This is a genomic window from Synechococcus sp. UW106 (assembly GCF_900474015.1).
In the GTDB taxonomy this organism is placed as follows: domain Bacteria; phylum Cyanobacteriota; class Cyanobacteriia; order PCC-6307; family Cyanobiaceae; genus Parasynechococcus.
The window spans coordinates 461248-476784 of record NZ_UCNV01000008.1 but is presented as its reverse complement, the minus strand read 5'-3'; the positions used below and the strand labels follow the sequence as shown (position 1 = coordinate 476784).

Annotated in this window: 21 protein-coding genes; 5 read left to right on the top strand and 16 right to left on the bottom strand. The window is 55.2% G+C overall.

What is annotated here, in order from left to right; all coding sequences use genetic code 11:
- Entirely contained in the window at nucleotides 1–891 is an 891-nt protein-coding gene (locus DXY30_RS07375) for a metal ABC transporter substrate-binding protein (RefSeq protein ID WP_244281332.1), read from the top strand.
- Nucleotides 891–1646 carry a metal ABC transporter ATP-binding protein gene (locus tag DXY30_RS07370; protein ID WP_115094097.1) on the top strand — a complete coding sequence of 252 codons (756 nt, stop codon included), beginning with the start codon at nucleotides 891–893 and terminating at the stop codon, nucleotides 1644–1646. Before DXY30_RS07375 ends, DXY30_RS07370 begins: the two co-directional genes overlap by 1 nt.
- 16 nt (nucleotides 1647–1662) lie before the next feature.
- On the opposite strand, the gene DXY30_RS07365 is transcribed toward DXY30_RS07370, so the two are convergent.
- From DXY30_RS07365 to DXY30_RS07350, 4 genes are read right to left on the bottom strand one after another with little or no spacing between them, the layout of a single operon-like run.
- Nucleotides 1663–2892 (bottom strand): flotillin family protein, encoded by a 1230-nt coding sequence (locus DXY30_RS07365; protein ID WP_115094095.1) that lies wholly within the window; start codon nucleotides 2890–2892, stop codon nucleotides 1663–1665.
- Nucleotides 2892–4229 (bottom strand): flotillin family protein, encoded by a 1338-nt coding sequence (locus DXY30_RS07360; RefSeq protein WP_115094093.1) that lies wholly within the window; start codon nucleotides 4227–4229, stop codon nucleotides 2892–2894. The genes DXY30_RS07365 and DXY30_RS07360 overlap by 1 nt, the downstream gene beginning before the upstream one ends.
- A 52-nt stretch (nucleotides 4230–4281) precedes the next feature.
- On the bottom strand, nucleotides 4282–4791 hold the full coding sequence (locus tag DXY30_RS07355; RefSeq protein WP_115094091.1) for an NfeD family protein: 510 nt from the start codon (nucleotides 4789–4791) through the stop codon (nucleotides 4282–4284).
- Nucleotides 4792–4802: 11 nt separating this feature from the next.
- Nucleotides 4803–6140: a 1-acyl-sn-glycerol-3-phosphate acyltransferase gene (locus DXY30_RS07350; protein WP_115094089.1), complete on the bottom strand. Its 1338-nt coding sequence runs from the start codon at nucleotides 6138–6140 to the stop codon at nucleotides 4803–4805.
- Nucleotides 6141–6172: 32 nt separating this feature from the next.
- On the opposite strand from DXY30_RS07350, the gene DXY30_RS07345 reads away from it, so the two are divergent.
- The gene (locus DXY30_RS07345) at nucleotides 6173–6997 is read left to right on the top strand and encodes a metal ABC transporter permease (RefSeq protein WP_115094087.1); all 825 of its coding nucleotides are present in this window, start codon (nucleotides 6173–6175) and stop codon (nucleotides 6995–6997) included.
- An 8-nt stretch (nucleotides 6998–7005) separates the two neighbouring features.
- Here DXY30_RS07345 and DXY30_RS13600 read toward each other — a convergent pair whose 3' ends face one another.
- The 3 genes from DXY30_RS13600 to DXY30_RS07335 are packed head-to-tail and all read right to left on the bottom strand — an operon-like array spanning nucleotide 7006 to nucleotide 7600.
- Nucleotides 7006–7161, bottom strand: coding sequence for a hypothetical protein (locus DXY30_RS13600; RefSeq protein WP_170951178.1), 156 nt, complete (start codon nucleotides 7159–7161; stop codon nucleotides 7006–7008).
- Nucleotides 7162–7174: 13 nt separating this feature from the next.
- A complete protein-coding gene (locus tag DXY30_RS07340) occupies nucleotides 7175–7375 on the bottom strand; it encodes a hypothetical protein (RefSeq protein WP_115021918.1) in 201 nt (66 codons plus the stop codon).
- A gap of 27 nt (nucleotides 7376–7402) precedes the next feature.
- A complete protein-coding gene (locus tag DXY30_RS07335) occupies nucleotides 7403–7600 on the bottom strand; it encodes a hypothetical protein (protein WP_115094085.1) in 198 nt (65 codons plus the stop codon).
- Nucleotides 7601–8178: 578 nt separating this feature from the next.
- Between DXY30_RS07335 and DXY30_RS14440 the strand changes: the two genes are divergently transcribed.
- On the top strand, nucleotides 8179–8427 hold the full coding sequence (locus DXY30_RS14440) for a cupin domain-containing protein (RefSeq protein ID WP_256359549.1): 249 nt from the start codon (nucleotides 8179–8181) through the stop codon (nucleotides 8425–8427).
- A gap of 70 nt (nucleotides 8428–8497) precedes the next feature.
- Here DXY30_RS14440 and DXY30_RS07320 read toward each other — a convergent pair whose 3' ends face one another.
- The 8 genes from DXY30_RS07320 to DXY30_RS07280 all read right to left on the bottom strand — a co-directional run bounded on the left by DXY30_RS07320 (nucleotide 8498) and on the right by DXY30_RS07280 (nucleotide 15071).
- On the bottom strand, nucleotides 8498–8758 hold the full coding sequence (locus DXY30_RS07320; protein ID WP_115094082.1) for a hypothetical protein: 261 nt from the start codon (nucleotides 8756–8758) through the stop codon (nucleotides 8498–8500).
- Between the two features lie 892 nt (nucleotides 8759–9650).
- Nucleotides 9651–11129, bottom strand: a complete 1479-nt coding sequence (locus tag DXY30_RS07315; protein WP_115094080.1) for a leucine-rich repeat protein — start codon at nucleotides 11127–11129, stop codon at nucleotides 9651–9653.
- A gap of 301 nt (nucleotides 11130–11430) precedes the next feature.
- Nucleotides 11431–11631: a hypothetical protein gene (locus tag DXY30_RS07310; RefSeq protein WP_115094078.1), complete on the bottom strand. Its 201-nt coding sequence runs from the start codon at nucleotides 11629–11631 to the stop codon at nucleotides 11431–11433.
- A 267-nt stretch (nucleotides 11632–11898) separates the two neighbouring features.
- Nucleotides 11899–12201: a hypothetical protein gene (locus DXY30_RS07305; RefSeq protein WP_115094076.1), complete on the bottom strand. Its 303-nt coding sequence runs from the start codon at nucleotides 12199–12201 to the stop codon at nucleotides 11899–11901.
- A gap of 595 nt (nucleotides 12202–12796) precedes the next feature.
- Entirely contained in the window at nucleotides 12797–13381 is a 585-nt protein-coding gene (locus DXY30_RS14435; RefSeq protein WP_244281317.1) for a hypothetical protein, read from the bottom strand.
- On the bottom strand, nucleotides 13341–14168 hold the full coding sequence (locus DXY30_RS07290) for an ABC transporter ATP-binding protein (protein WP_115094072.1): 828 nt from the start codon (nucleotides 14166–14168) through the stop codon (nucleotides 13341–13343). The genes DXY30_RS14435 and DXY30_RS07290 overlap by 41 nt, the downstream gene beginning before the upstream one ends.
- The gene (locus DXY30_RS07285) at nucleotides 14158–14589 is read right to left on the bottom strand and encodes an NUDIX hydrolase (protein WP_115094070.1); all 432 of its coding nucleotides are present in this window, start codon (nucleotides 14587–14589) and stop codon (nucleotides 14158–14160) included. Before DXY30_RS07285 ends, DXY30_RS07290 begins: the two co-directional genes overlap by 11 nt.
- Nucleotides 14586–15071, bottom strand: coding sequence for a hypothetical protein (locus tag DXY30_RS07280; protein WP_244281315.1), 486 nt, complete (start codon nucleotides 15069–15071; stop codon nucleotides 14586–14588). The genes DXY30_RS07285 and DXY30_RS07280 overlap by 4 nt, the downstream gene beginning before the upstream one ends.
- A 50-nt stretch (nucleotides 15072–15121) precedes the next feature.
- Between DXY30_RS07280 and DXY30_RS07275 the strand changes: the two genes are divergently transcribed.
- Nucleotides 15122–15313 carry a hypothetical protein gene (locus DXY30_RS07275; protein WP_115094066.1) on the top strand — a complete coding sequence of 64 codons (192 nt, stop codon included), beginning with the start codon at nucleotides 15122–15124 and terminating at the stop codon, nucleotides 15311–15313.
- Here the strand turns inward: DXY30_RS07275 and DXY30_RS07270 are convergent.
- Nucleotides 15297–15482 (bottom strand): hypothetical protein, encoded by a 186-nt coding sequence (locus tag DXY30_RS07270; protein ID WP_114989374.1) that lies wholly within the window; start codon nucleotides 15480–15482, stop codon nucleotides 15297–15299. The two genes, DXY30_RS07275 and DXY30_RS07270, sit on opposite strands and share 17 nt — an antisense overlap.
- Nucleotides 15483–15537 lie beyond the last annotated feature (55 nt).

Here is a 15537-nt window from a genome sequence, read left to right as displayed (position 1 = left end):
ATGGTGAGCGTTCTGCTTGCGTCCTGCCGCAACCAAGACCAGGAGCGCGCAACCGATTCGCGGCCGCAGGTGCTCACCACCTTCACGGTGCTGGCAGATCTGGCCAGGAATGTGGCTGGTGATCGGTTGCAGGTGGCCTCAATCGTCAAGCCTGGCGCTGAAATTCACGGCTACCAACCCACCCCCAGTGATATCGAGCGAGCCAGCAACGCAGATCTGATTGTGGAGAACGGACTGGGTCTGGAGTTGTGGGCCCGGCGCTTCACCGCCGCAGCTGGGGATGTTCCCACGATCACACTCTCGGACGGCATGGATCCTCTGCTCATTGCAGAAGATGCCTATGCGGGGAAACCCAATCCCCATGCCTGGATGTCACCCCAGCGCGCCATGCTGTATGTGGATCATCTGCAGCGGGCTTTTACACAACTCGATCCAGCTGGTGCGGAGGTCTACGCCTCCAATGCAACGGCTTACAAAGCCAAGCTTCAGGCTCTTGATGACGAATTGCGGACGGTGATTGCTGCGCTTCCTTCACAACAACGTTTGCTGGTGAGTTGCGAAGGGGCCTTCACGTATCTGGCAGCGGACTATGGGCTTGAGGAGGCGTATCTCTGGCCGGTGAATGCTGAAAGCCAGATCACCCCAAAACGCATGGCACGGTTGATCAACACCGTGCGAGAGCGACAGGTTCCGACCATCTTTTGTGAAAGCACCGTGAGCGATAAAGCCCAACGGGAAGTGGCGGCTGCTGCAGGTGCCCGATTCGGCGGAACTTTTTATGTGGATTCACTCTCATCCCCGGACGGGCCAGCGCCCACCCTGTTGGACCTGCAACGGCACAATGTTGGTCTAATTCGCAAGGGCCTGGACCTGTCCGAGAGCAACCGCTGATGCGTATCGAGGCCGACCAGCTGTGTGTTGACTACAACGGCACTGTTGCCTTGTACGACGCCAGCCTGCATCTCCCCGCGGGTTGCATCTGTGGTCTGGTGGGGATGAATGGTGCGGGGAAGTCGACGTTCTTCAAAGCCCTGACTGGGTTTGTTCGCCCCTCGCGTGGCCGGATTCGGATCAACGGCAGCAGTGTGGCTGATGCTCAGCGCCATCAATCGGTGGCCTACGTCCCCCAGAGTGAGGGTGTGGATGCCCAGTTCCCAGTGTCGGTTTGGGACGTGGTGATGATGGGCCGTTACGGCTCGATGAATCTGCTGCGGATTCCCCGCAGCTCGGATCGCGTGGCCGTACGGGATGCCCTGACTCGGGTCGATCTGCTCGATCTGGCGGAGCGTCCTCTCGGCACCCTTTCGGGTGGACAGCGCAAGCGCACGTTTCTGGCGCGGGCGATCGCCCAGCGCGCTGATGTGCTGCTGCTGGACGAGCCGTTCAATGGGGTTGATGTTCGAACCGAGCAGCTGATGGCTCAGCTGTTTCTTCAGTTCCGGGATGAAGGCCGCACGATTTTGATCTCCACCCATGACCTGGGCCACGTCCGTGATTTTTGCGACCTGGTCGTTTTGATCAATAAGACCGTCCTCGCCTATGGGGAAACCTCGGAAGTGTTCACTCCTGAGAACCTCGCCTTGACCTTCGGGGGAGTTCCGCCGGATCTGCTCACCGGAAACAGCTCCCCCGAAGAGACGTTCTGATTAAAGACCTCTCTGTTTAGTCGGTGTTGGCTCCCGTTTCGGTTGGCTGCACCGGCAGCTTCAAACCGGTTGACTGCTGCAACTGTTTGAGCAGCGTGGCGATCGTGAGGGTTGTGCCTCCTTCTTTCTCTCCGATCAGGCTGACCTCCTCTACCTCAACCGGCTGAACGGTATCGCTGAGCATTTTTAGTAGTGGCTCCAGCTTCTGGAGCAGGAACAGGCGCTTGGCGTCATCCCCGGAACGCTTCAGCGATTCCACCAGATCCCGCAGGCCTTCCGCCTGGGAACGGCCCTGTTCAATGATCGTTGCGGCCTCCCCTTTCGCCTCCGCCATCATCGTCTGACACTCCGATTCCGCCGGCGCGACGATGTCGGCCTGCAGCTGTTCGGTCACCTGCTTGATCCGTTCGGTTTGTACGGGGAGTTCAGCTTCAGCGCGGGCCAGTTCTGCCCCCACGCTCGCTTCAACTTCTGCGACCAGTGCTGCCCGTCTGGTGAGGGCGTCGGTGGTGCGCTTGTCCGCATTTGCGGTGGCGACCGCCAGGTCCTTGTCAAGGCGGCGTAGGTCCGTCATGCGTTTGTTTTCCGCCTGTTGCACAGCCGACTGGGAGGTGGCTTCCGCTTCGGCGATGCGCGAATCCCGCTTCAACTCCACCAGTTGCTTACGGCCAATGGAATCGAGATAGCGAACATCATCAGAGATGTTCTGAATCTGCAGGGTGTCCAGAACCAGCCCTAGCCGTTGAAGGTCGTCTTCGGCTTCCTCCAGCAGCGTTCGGGCAAACGTGATCTTGTCTTCATTCAATTGTTCCGGGGTCAGACTCGACATCACCCCGCGCAGATTTCCTTCCAGGGTTTCCTTAGCAATGTGTCGTATCTGCTCTTGGCTTTTGCCGATCAGACGTTCGATTGCGTTATGGATCCCGGGTTCATCTCCGGAGATCTTGATGTTCGCCACACCGGAGACGTTCAATGGAATGCCTCCTTTGGAGTAGGCATTTTCCACACGTAAATCGATGATCATGTTGCTCAGATCCAGCCGCATGACTTCCTCCAGAACGGGAATCCGCAAGGCGCTGCCGCCTCGAACCGTGCGGTATCCCACGGATTGGCCGCTGCCGGTGCTGCGTCGCAGTCCGGCGAAGATCAACACCTCGCTGGGCTGACAGATGTAATAGAGCTGGCGTAGCAGGATGATGAAGGCCCAGAGGCCGGCAGCACCGGTGAGGCCGATGGCGAAGAACATCAGAAATCTCCTGAAGTACGAGTGGTGGTGCTGTTGCTCAAGGTGGCCAGCAGATCAATGCCGAGGATCTGATGCACCTGATCGAAGAATTGACGCACCACCCGATGGTTGAGCTCCACAAGGCTGGCCAGGCTGGAGGCGTCGTTCCCGTCCAGCGTGGTGATCCGCTTGAGCTGAATGCGGCTGGGCAGTTGCGTTGCCTGGTTCAGCACCATCTCAATTTGCTGCAGAAGAAATACCAGTTCCGCGGTGTTGCCAGCCTCGTCCCACACCTCGGTGAGCAGATCATTCACCAGCGCGCTGGCTTTCACATCTTCAGCCGTAGCGGCGGCCCGGCCCCTGGCTCGTAGTTCCTTGGCCTGTTGATTGGCCTGGGCAGGAAGAACCTCCTCAGCCTGCAGCCGCAGCCGCTCCAATTGGGCACGAACCTGCTGCAGTTTCTGTTCAGCTTTGGCTTGCGCCTCGAGTTCAGCCGCAGCCGTGCGTTCTTCTTCGGATCGCGCCTTCTTTTCCATCTCCGCGATTTTGGTTCGGACGGCGTTGTCTTTTTGCAGCACGGTGGTCTCAGCCTCGGTGCGCACGACCTCGGCTACCTCTTCCATTTCCGCTTCCACCCGTTCGGCCTGACCGATTGCTTCCGCCTCGGCAATCTCGGCGTCTCGCACGATCTGGGCAACGCGTCGACGGCTGATCGAGTTCAGGTAGTCGACGTCGTCCGAAACGCTCTGAATCTTGAGGGTGTCGAGCTGAAGGCCAAGCCGCCGCATGTCTGAACCGACGTCGTCAGCGATCTGTTCGGCGAATCTCAGTCGGTCTTCATTCACCTGCTCGGGTGTCAGCTGAGCAAGCACGCTGCGAAGGTTGCCTTCTAGGTTTTCCTTGGCAACCTGCACGATCTCGTCTTGGTGATGGCCGAGAAATCGTTCAATGGCGTTGTTGCGGATCTCAGGATCCGTGCTCACCTTCACATTGGCAATCGCCTGAATGTTGAGGGGAGTACCGCCATGGGAGTAGGCGTTGCTCACCTCAACAACAACCGGCAGCAGCGTCACATCCATGCGCCGTGCCGTTTCCAGGATCGGTTTCACGAAGGTCCAGCCACCATTGGCAACCACGCGATAGCCCTTCGTTCCCTGCCCCTGGTTTGAGCGTGAACCGGTGACCACGAGCATTTCGTTGGGCCGGCAGATGCGGATCATCCAGCGGCTGATCAGGTTTAGAGCCACAAGGGTGACCAGCACAACGCCGGCTCCCCCGATGATTAACTCACCTTGATTGCGGTTGCTGAACTGAACAGATGGAGGTCCGGTCTGAGCCTGGAACAGTTGCTTCTGCATCCGCTTTTTTGAGATCCATTCCTGGCATAGCGACCGTGTTCCAGATCGACCATCACAACGCTGGCGGTTGAAGGGTCTCAACACGCAGTGTGTGGTTGTCGCTGGCGACCACAATCACCCTTGTGTTGACTGCCAGAGCTCCTTTGCAACTCAGCGCAGGTCTCCGCAAAAAAGTTCCCCGAACCGACAACTCCACGAAACCGCGCTGCTCGGCGTCCATCGCCAAGGTCACCACCCCCTCCAAGCCGATCAAGTCGTCGCTGCGCACCAGGCTGTCGGCTTCCTGTCGGCCGATCAGCCGTAGCAGGCGCGTCGCCGCCAGACCCATACAGCAGCCCAGACTCAGGGCAATCAGGCTGGTGGGCCAGCCAGAACTGTCGCGCACCAGAAGTTGGATCAGGAGTCCGCACAAGCCAAAGCCGGTTAATCCAAACGACCAGAAAGGTGTGCTGAACAGCAGACTGAGCTGTCCCCCTTCGCCATCGACGCCACCGTCATCGTTCAGGGAGAGGCTGATCAGCACCATCCCGGCAAGGAGACAGAACAGGTAGGCGTTGAGCATGGTGAGCGCTGTCAGAGAGCAGTGTCGGGCATGACCTCGATGAGAGCCTGCTCCAGGTCCTGCATGAACAGCTGCATGGACTCGCGTCGGTTCCTGAGGTACCCGTTCAGTCTTGGTCTGACCGGTAAGGCTCGCCCAAGCCGCAGTTCCACGCGCTGTGGTCCGAGGCTCGGCTGCCCTTTCCAAGGCTTGTCTTCGATCCAGCCAATCGCCTCTTCCACCAGAAGCAACATTTCAGCAAAGCGGTCAAAGGCGGACCGATCGCTGATGTAGTGACCACTCACGCTGGTGAAATGCTCCACCAGTCGCATGCGTGTGAGTTGGAGATCGGCTTCCCGAGCCTCCCAGTCCGCCAGACTTCGCTCCAGGGGAGGGAGCTGATCAACACCGTCCCTGTAGATCCGATCCCATGCGGCTTGTTCGATCCGACGGCAACGCTCCTGCAGATTGCCGACGGCATGCAAACCGAAATGGGCTTCGGCTTTGGCCAGGCCATGCAGGCGATAGGCCCCAATCCGTTCGCTGAAAGACTTTTCTGGATCTGGCTTCAGCCGCTCAAGTTGCTCAAGGGCTTTGAGCAGATTCATACCGATCTGAATCAGCCGTTCTCGTCGGGTTGTCTCGGGATTCCCTTGGTAGGCGGCGGCGGTGGGAATGCCCAGGTGGCGTTCCAGGGCATTCAACCGAGCATCGAGGGCCCCCCAGTTGTGCTTCCTCCAGCTGTACTGAATCCCCACAGGCAACACCTCCAGTTGCCTTGAGTCGCCTGCTTTCTCCAGATCCTCAGCAGCCCAGAAGGCCAGTTGGGCGACCCCCGGTTCCAAGGGAGCCATCTCACCGGAGAGATTGTTCGTCGCTCCTTCCGGCGCCACCACCAGGGGGTAGCGCCCCTGAACGAGAGCCGCACGCGCCTGGGCGAGGGCCGGGCGGTCCAACCGGCCGCGATGGATCGCGATGCCGCCACTGCGTTGCAGCAGCCAACCGATCACCGGGCCAGCCCAGATCGGAATGCCGCGGTCGTAGAGAAACCGCAGCAGGATGGGGCGTGCCAGGTGCAGATGGTGCTGCCGTGCCGCTCTGGGTACACGGTTCCAGAACAGATCCGCTAGCACCAGCGGATCGCGGGTGCTGGGGTGGCGGAATGCAATCAGAAGATTGCAAGCTCCCGACTGCTGTGCTGCAAAGGCTCTTGCCAGACCCTCTGACGCATCGCCACTGCTGATTTCCAGCCCTTGACTACGGAAGAGCAAGGGCAGCACCCCGCTGACCACGTCCTGAACGATCCGGCTGGCGCGGGTGGGCAGTCGGCGCAAAGCAGGACGAGCGTTCTGGGTAGAGGCGCGTGGCATCGAACCGGCTGCAGCGCGCCCATACTGATCCGATGGAGCTCTTGCTGGAACCCCTCAGTCACGCCTTCATGGTCAAGGCGCTATTGATCAGTGCCCTGGTTGGGGGCGTTTGTGGGCTGTTGTCCTGCTTCATGACTCTGAAGGGATGGGCGCTGATGGGCGATGCCGTCTCCCATGCCGTCCTTCCCGGCGTTGTTGTTGCCTACGCCCTTGGCCTGCCCTTTTCACTGGGGGCGTTCGTCTTCGGTGTCGGTTCTGTTGCTGCCATCGGCTTTGTCAAGCAAAAGTCGCGGGTGAAGGAAGACACCGTCATCGGCCTTGTCTTCACCGGTTTCTTCGCCCTGGGTCTCGTGCTCATTTCGAAGACCCGAAGCAACATCGATCTCACCCACATCCTGTTCGGCAATGTCTTGGGCATCTCGGCCGGGGATGTACGCCAGACCCTTGTGATTTCCTCTCTAGTTCTGGGGGTATTGCTGCTGTTCCGGCGGGATCTCATGCTCTTCTGCTTTGACCCCACCCATGCCCGATCCATTGGGATCAACACCGGGCTCCTGCACTACATGCTGCTGGGGCTTCTTTCCCTGGCCGCTGTCGCCGGCCTACAGACCGTAGGCATCATCTTGGTGGTGGCCATGCTGGTGACCCCCGGTGCCACGGCTTACCTGCTCACCGATCGCTTTGACCGGATGACTCTTCTGGCGGTGAGCAGCAGCATTCTCTCCAGCGTTCTGGGGGTGTTCATCAGCTACTGGACCGACAGTTCCACCGCCGGTTGCATCGTGCTGGTGCAGACCGCACAGTTCATTCTTGCCTTCCTCCTGGCCCCTGGGCAGGGGGTGCTCCGGCGTCTCTGATCTGTTGATCAGTGGTCGTCGTCGTCCCAGTCGTAGATGTCGTTGAACCGCTGGACGCCGGCTTCACGGAAGTGAAACTCCTCCATGGCAGGCCCCTGCCTCGAGGTCGCTTCCGTGGAACCAGCCTGGTCCCACGGCTCGCGGTAATCCTGATCGTCCTGCATTGTGCGGGACGATTCAGGAGGCTTCGGCGTCATCCCATTTGGCTTTGCCATCCAGCAGTTCGATCAGCTCCTGCAGCCTGCCCATGGTGACTCTTACATCTGCACCGTCGGGAAGGACACCATCGGCCACCACGTTGTAGTGGTCACGGCACTGGTTGCGCAGCTCCTGGAGGCGTTTTTTGGTGATGGTCTTTTTCTGTTCTGCCGTTGCCATGGAGGGTGCAGGTACTGGCACTCATCCCTAGCAGAGCAGGGTGCTGCTTTTGGGGCTACCCGGGAAGGACCTGGCGAAACCCATTGGCTCGACCACGTTGAGCGGGGTTTGGAACAGCTCACTCAACGCGGTCGGCCGCAGCATTTCACGGGGATTGCCGTCGCCCACGATGGTTCTCTGGGTAAGAAACAGCACGCGCTGCATCTCCGGAACAATGGTGTCCACCTGGTGGGTGACTTGAACGATGGAACTGGCTTTATTGCTTTTGATTCGCCCTAAATCGTTCCAACCCAGTTGTTCTTGGTGGTTGCGTCAAGTGGCTGAATCCAGTCCGTTGACAAGACGTTGACAACGACCTGGGAATTCGGCTCGCGTTGACAACGATTCGGCGTCCATGCGAGCCAGTACCATCGCCCCTATCAGCCGCTTGCTGTTCTACCACTTCCATCAGTGCCGCAAACCCGTAGGCGAATGCTTCGCCATGACGCCATGGCGGCTTTGGACAAGATGCTGAGAAAAGGCTGGCGGCGGTGACTTTCCGTAATGCTTGTTGCGACTGTTTAGGTCAGAATTAAGCCAGCATCTCTACTTGGATGAAGCGCCTTCTCGCATTCGGCACCCTTGCCCTGGCATTGGCCGCATGTAGTCCTAATAAAGAAGCCGAAACGTCGTCCACTTCAACAAAACCTTCAATTTAAGATGTTTTCATTAGTTCTGAGACTCTGAACGGAACTGCTTTTAAGTACACTGCAGGCAAACCAGAGTTGCGCCATTACCGGGTTGAAATTTCTGCTGGATGAAAGATTCCTCTTCATACTCACTCAGCTCCAATGATGGTTTATGTGCAAGATGTGAGATCTGGCTCTTTGCTTAATACTCGAGTCCCGCCTGACGGGACTGAAATTAAAACTATTTTCAAGCCCGGCGAGGCATTTGTTGAAGGCGCCAATGAGCCTCATTATGTTGACAATGTTGGGAAGGAACCAACCATTGTTTGGGTGACAGTTGCTTCTGTCGAAGGCATGCCTACAACAGAGTTTATCAACGAGTGATTTTGGCGTAATACCGATTGCGACTGTTTGACTGTGCGTAAGCCCAATAAGGCTTGATTACGCCACCCAATCAATCGAGCCCTAGCCACCCTTCCAGAAACTCCCTGCATTGCCTACGGGCCGTGCAGTTCTCTTGTTGTGAATGGTTGCGGGCCTCTAACTCCGCCAGCTGTTTCAGCCAACTCCAGCGACCGATCGCCAAAGCCTTCTCTTCAATCTCCCCTTGGCTTGCCTTGCGTCTGCGCTTAGCAGCCATCACCCCAAGCGCTTCAACAGCACCCTGCTCAGCAACACCGCATCCATCGCTGTGATGGTCACCGGTGCATGGCATGCGCGTCCGATTCAGTTTTGGTCATCACTTGCGGGCTTCAATGTCCCAGATAGACATCACAGTTCTAGGTGGCGTCAATAAACAACATTTCAGCAAAAACCCCGTCATTGCTGACGGGGTGGAGTGTTTTAGGTTTTGTCGGGGGTTGGATTAGGTCTAGAGCTCCAATGGTTGTCCCTTTAGTGGATTAGCTCTCACACGAAGTAATGGCAAACCCAGATAGGCACGACAGAATTGGAAGGCATAGAATGGTTTGTTGACTGTATTTCCTGCATGCCCAAGGTCCTCTCTTTTGAGGATTGTCAAGGCGAGTTCCCGACGACGGGAGGATATCTGTTCGTCAGGTATACCCTGCATAGCAATGAGGCGAGCACAATCTCGAAGAATATCAGGACCAGAATTGCTCTTGATTGGACCCGTTGAACAGGCTCCTAATAGCAGACAACTAAGAAGCACCGTCAATCTGATTATTCCTGTCACAGATATCTTGGAAATATTACGAACCACTATAAAGCTCATTCAATTGAAGTTGGATTTTCTCGATCACCCTTGTCTGTTCTTTGGTTCTGGCTTCCCATCCAAGAGACTCGAAATAAGCAAGACGTATACTCTCCCACCTCAAACCAAATTCGAGTTTCTCCATTGGTGTGTAAGTAATTGCCATCTCATGGTTCTAAATTCAGTAAACTCTAGTGATGTGGTCTAAGGACTTGAAGGCTGTGTGTGGGATTCAGTTTCGTAAAAGCCGTACCAACGGGGGTAGTTATATCACTAGCTTACAGAGACGTTTTTAAACTTGTAGGTAACGGGAACGCCATCTCTCATCTACTGAGTCTGGTCAATAGCGACAACAACGCCCCATGCTTTCCCCTTGAGGGTCTTGTATAGCCTTTTAGCCCACCAATTCAGGCTGCGAAGCCAGAAGGTCATCACGATTGAGATTGAGCACAGTCGTTAGAACATCATTTTCAGCATCACTGATCAAAAGGCTGCTGCCATCCTGAATGAACTGCAAGTTATAGCCATTAACGTCAATACGATCATTCTGAGCAATAGAGAAATCGCGGATAACATCATCACCCTTCGAGATTTTGAAAGTATCAGCATCTGAACCACCCGTCAGGATGTCATCTCCTTTGCCACCACCAAGGGTGTCATCACCAGATCCACCAATCAGCTCATCGTTATCCTTACCTCCATACAGCGAGTCATTTCCAGATCCACCAATGAGGATGTCGTTGTTATCTTTTGCCTTGAGGTAATCGTTACCAGCGCCACCTTTTATAACATCGGAGCTATCCGCGCCTTGGAGGAGGTCATCACTACCGCTACCAGTAATTTCTTTAGACTCGTCTTTATCGACAGGAATAACCTCAAAAATCTTTGGATACGTAATAATCTTAACACCATCTGCTTCGTATTCAGAAAGATCAAGCCTCGAAGATCTATGAATTGCTATTGTCTCTAACGGATTGTTTGCAAATGCAGCATCGCCGATAGTGGTAACGCTTCGTGGAATCAGAACATTGGTTAGATCATTATCCTTGAATGCCTCATCGCCAATCTCGATTACACTATTTGGGAGAACAATACTGGTTAGATCGTTATACTCGAACGCCTCTGCGTCAATAGTAGTAACATTATTTCCTATCTCAACCGTTGCCAGGTTATTGTATTTAAATGCCTCTTTGCCAATCGTAATAACACTATCCGGGATAACAATATTGGATAATTGGTTGTACTCGAATGCATCTTCTTCAATGATAGTAACACTATTTCCTATCCTAACCGTTTCCAGGTTATTGTATGTAAATGCCTCAAAGCCAATCGTGACGACACTATCTGGTATATCAACACTGGTCAGGTAATTTTGATCGAATGCCTCGTCGCCAATTGTGATCACGCTATTACCAATATTGACGCTTGTTAATTGATTCTCGCTAAATGCTTCTTTGCCAATCGTGACGACACTATCTGGTATATCAACACTAGTTAGATTATTATGTTCGAATGCCTCGTCGCCAATTATAGTTACACTATTTCCAAATTCAACACTGCTGATTTCGTTGCTCCAGAAAGCACCCACGGGAATCGTGGTTATACTATCAGGAATAATGACACTCGTTATATAAGCATCTGCGAAGGCATAATCGCCAATCATAGGGACTCCAATGCCTATTTCAACGCTTTCCAGACTGCTTCCGTAAAATGCGTAATCACCAATTGTGACAACACTATTGGGAATAATAACGCCTGTTATCGATTCGTGTAAAAATGCATTATCAGCAATTGAAGTATAAGCAACTGGTATATCGACCTCTAGCCCAAGCTGTAGCAATTCTAATGCAATTGCCCTAGTTAGAACTGACATTGCGGAAAGCGAGGAAAAGATTACTTAATCTTTTTGCATGATACCATTAAAATTAAATCCATCAATGCTGATCTAGATAGGGTCTAATACAAGTACATCAATCTTCGGGTTGTCAGGCCGTATCAATCCTATAAGCTTAAAATCTGATGACGAATTATCATGCCATAGATCACTTATTTAAGAAATATTTTAGACATTAATTGTTCTTGTAGGGATAGCAAGAAAGCTCGCCATTGCTGACAGGGTGATCTATTTGCGTCTATAGCCTTATCGATACTGACTTAGCCATACAAACTCCATATCAAAAATTGTGGCGGAAAGTTCCTTGTTGAGTCAAGACGTCCACTTTTGCTGAAGAGAACTTTGGAAGAGCTAACTTTGGAAAGCCAATTGAGGGAATTTCAAAATCAAATTCTTCTGAAATTGACTTCACAGCCTCAAAAATAATAAAACCTGCGACACCTATCATCACAACTGCAAACAGAATGGTGTTGAGGTCCATAAGGAAGTCGCTAGAGCGGCTATTAAAAGCCTCAACAATCCGAAACAGAGAGCGTGTAAAACTTAGCAACTGATTACAAAATTTAATAAGTATTTGCACTTATTCGCTTTCTGCTCGCCTGGGATGCAAAAAACCCCGCCTTCCAACGGGGTGAATGTTCTGTCGGGAGATGGATAGCGACAATCGCAACGCCCCCTGCTTTTCCCTTGTGGGTCTTGTATAGCTTTCAGCCCTTGAGACAAGGCATCAGGCTTCCCGACAAGTCCATCAGTGATACATGTTCACGTCTGAACCGCGGGTGTGAATCTTGACCCTTCCGATGCCACCATTATTGACGTTCAATACGTCGCCTTTGTTGATGTTGGTGTTGTAGTGCATCTGTGACTGATCGTAGTAGTTATAGTCGGTTTGATAGTTGTTGTTAGTTGTATAGCGGTTGTTGTTATTGCTATTGATCGCGTTGCCGTGGCCTTGGATGTAGTTGCCGTTGCCGTAGTGAGTCTGGGCCTGAACTTGAGCAGGTGCTGCGATAAGAGTCGCTGCAGCAAGAGCGGTTGCAAAGAGTTTCATGATTTGGTTGAAGTGATTTGTTTTATCCGGGAGGGACTCTCATCTCTCCATGTATTCAGTATCGATTGGGTTGGCTTGACTCACCTCCCCTGTTCGAGGGATTTTCTGGCTAGTCCTCTCCCCCATTTGGGGCAGGCACTCTCTTAGTCAATCGCGCCCACTCCGCTGTTCACGTTCGATCCGCGGGCATGAACATTGACTTCCCCGTCGCCGTGACTTTCAACGTTGTAGACATCGCCCTAATTCTGAATTGTCTCGTCGACGAATTTCCTGCTCCTAACACCCTCCTCTCCAATCCCGCCCCTTCGTCATCACATAACGCCAGCCCAAATTCAGCCGTCGTCACGCTCTGCGCTAACCGCACCACATCACCCTTCTGCAACTTCATCGTGTGCCCCATCCAGGAATCGCAGGGCCCCTGCCGGTCTTCCACTTAGCTCGCCACCACTGCACCCCATACCTCGCCGCATCCAATGAGTGATTGGCGCAGCCGTTAGCAATCCTCTCCACATCTCGTGGATGTCTTGGCAACGTCGGCCATGTAGCCATCAACCCCTCACACGCCTTCGTCCACAGCAGCCACGGCGTTTCGGCATCACGGCCCGCTGCCTGCAACATCGTCCGCACCAAGGCAAGCCCATTGGCCTCCCGTTGGTTCATCTTCCCGGCACGCAAACCGACAACACGCTGCTTTGAAGTCACCAGCAGTTGACCCGCGATCACTACTCGTTGCGTTGAATACTGCGTCGTCAGCCACCACCTTTGTTCTGCCCGGGCGCAGGTTCCAACGGCTCAACCACTCGATGATTCCCGTCGCTTGTTCAGCGTTCGACAGGTAGGTGCCACGGGTCCAATCGCGCTGGCCCCCTGCAGTGCTGGCAGCCACATAGAACTCATCGAGGAGCCATATCGAATCCTTTGGCGCACCTTCTAGATCAGGCAGGCAGAGATAGGCCACCGTTGGGGCAGAGCAACCCCAGTCCATGCAGAAAAACGCCCGCCGCAGTTGGTCTTGAGGGATCCTGACTGGCCGCACATCCCGCAGTGATCGCCGGATGCCAAAGCTCGACCCGAAAAACGCACTCGCAATATCAACATCCAGTCGCCCATGCAGCCACGCATCAAGCAACGCCGGGTCATCAGCCGCTGCAACCTTGATGTTCCGGATGTATTGATCCATGTCCAGGCAAGACCTGGCGGAAGCCATTCTTTTCGACTACTTCCAGCGGCGTTTTGAACAGCTCGCTGAGTTCTTTTGGTCGCAACAACCCAGCTGGGGAGCCGTCTTTCACGATTGTTCCCCCATCGAGGAATAGCACGCGCTGCATCTCCGGAACGATGGTGTCCACCCGGTGGGTGACTTGAACCACCGTGGTTCCCGCGTTGATCAAGCCTTGGAGAATCGCCAGCAGTTGATGACAGGCCCTTAGATCAAGGGCGCGGCTGGGCTCATCCAGCACAAGCACCTCTGGTTGGTGGACCAGGGCGCGAGCGATCAGAAGGCGGCGCCGCTGTCCGTCCGACAGTTCTCCATAACAGCGTTCACGGATACCGTTGAGCTGCAATTGATCGAGCAGATCACGCGCTTGCTCCCACTGCTCAGGGTTTGGCTGCTGATCACGACCGAGCCGCGTTGCACCGAAGAAACTGCTCACCACAACCTCATCAACAGCTGTCTTTGGATGAAGCCGCTGTTCCAGCTCGCTCGACACCACACCCAGGCGGCTGCGCAGCGACCAGAGGTTCACCGTTTCACTGCCGAACAGACGCAGATGGGAGTCGTGTCGAACGATCGGGTAGAGGCTGCGGTCAATCAGTTTCACCAGACTGCTCTTGCCCGCACCATTGGGGCCCAGCACCGTTGTCGACTCCCGCAGCGTCAGTTGCAGATTGAGGTTGTGCAAGACCGGGCGACCGCCCAGCCAGGCCTCGATATTGCGGAGATCCAGCCAGCTTTCAGTGGTCATGGCCCTCCTGAAGCAGCCGTTCAATCACGATCGATAGGCGTGGAGCGACGGGCCGCAGCTCCTGCTGCCGCTCACTCCATATCGAGTCACTAAGCAGTTCGCTTAGGGAGACCAGCTTCATCTCCTGACCCTCCTTCAACTGCAGCTTGTTCAACGGCACGCTGAGGAGGCCGCGGAACAGATGGGCCACCCGGTTGCCGCTGTCATCGCTGAACCAGGGCTCGAGCGCCACGCTGGGTGACCAGTGGATCTCCTCTTGAAGTTCCCGATGCACGGCTTCGATGGCTGTTTCGCCCGGCTCGAGGTGGCCGCCAAACAGTCCCCACTGACCTGGATAGATGATCGTGTCGATGTCGTCACGCAGCTGGAGCAGCCATCGACCCTCCCGCTGCAGCATGGCCAGGGCGACGGCGGGCTTCATGGGGAGTCCTGCTTGAGGCGTGACCACTGAGCCAGTCCCCCACCCCGGCCACGCGCCGTCAGCGTCCCCTGCTGTTCGTTCAGCTCGATCAGCGCAAAGAAGGGCAGACGTTGCGGTGGCGGTGGCGGCAGGCTTCGCCGATGCAGCACCTGACCAGACCAGGAGAGCTCCAACGTCGCGAAGCTGAACACCAGTAGTGGCCTTGAACCTTTCAGATGGGCACTGCCACTGAACTGCAACTTAAAACCGGCCAAACAGACCTGATTGATGATTGTTAGGTCTTGATCGCAGCGTTTGAGAGTCAGGCTTGCCTGCAGCCAACGCAGCAGTGTTGCGGTGCCAGGAGCCGGCTCATCGCCGCTGCGACTCCAGGTCTGCTGCAACATCCAGCATCCCGGTAATGCCTCGATCTGAATATCGCTGCCCCCGCGGCGAATCTGGCGCTCCCGGGCCAGCAGGGCTGCGGCAGGCTTATCAGGCACGGCTGAGATCATGGAGCTCTGCAATCTCCCCATCTTTTCGGAGCCGACCCATGGAGCGCGACAAGCGCCGGACACCTCCCCTAACGGACCTGCTCCTGCGGGGTCTTCGCATCGGCTCCAGCACCATCGCCATTGTCGAACTGCTCCGCAGCGATTGGATTGGAGGTGGTCTTGCCAGCCTGGCCTGGCTGGTCTTCGTTCAGGTGGAGCGGCGTCGTGCCCCCCTCAAGCCTCCGTCCTGAGAATCGAATCAATGCAGTTCGGATGTTGACGGATGTAAGCGTTGAACTCCATGGCCAGCAGGCGCGCCTCAAAGGCGTCGGTGGCGTAGAAGCACGATTCCAGCTTTTCTCCGTTGGATGTCTTGTGGCGCACTGTGTAAGCAGCCCGTCCCTGAGCAATGCTGGCCATGGATGAATCGAGCAACGGTTTCAAGCTGGCACTCCTGCCATGTGGAATTCCATAA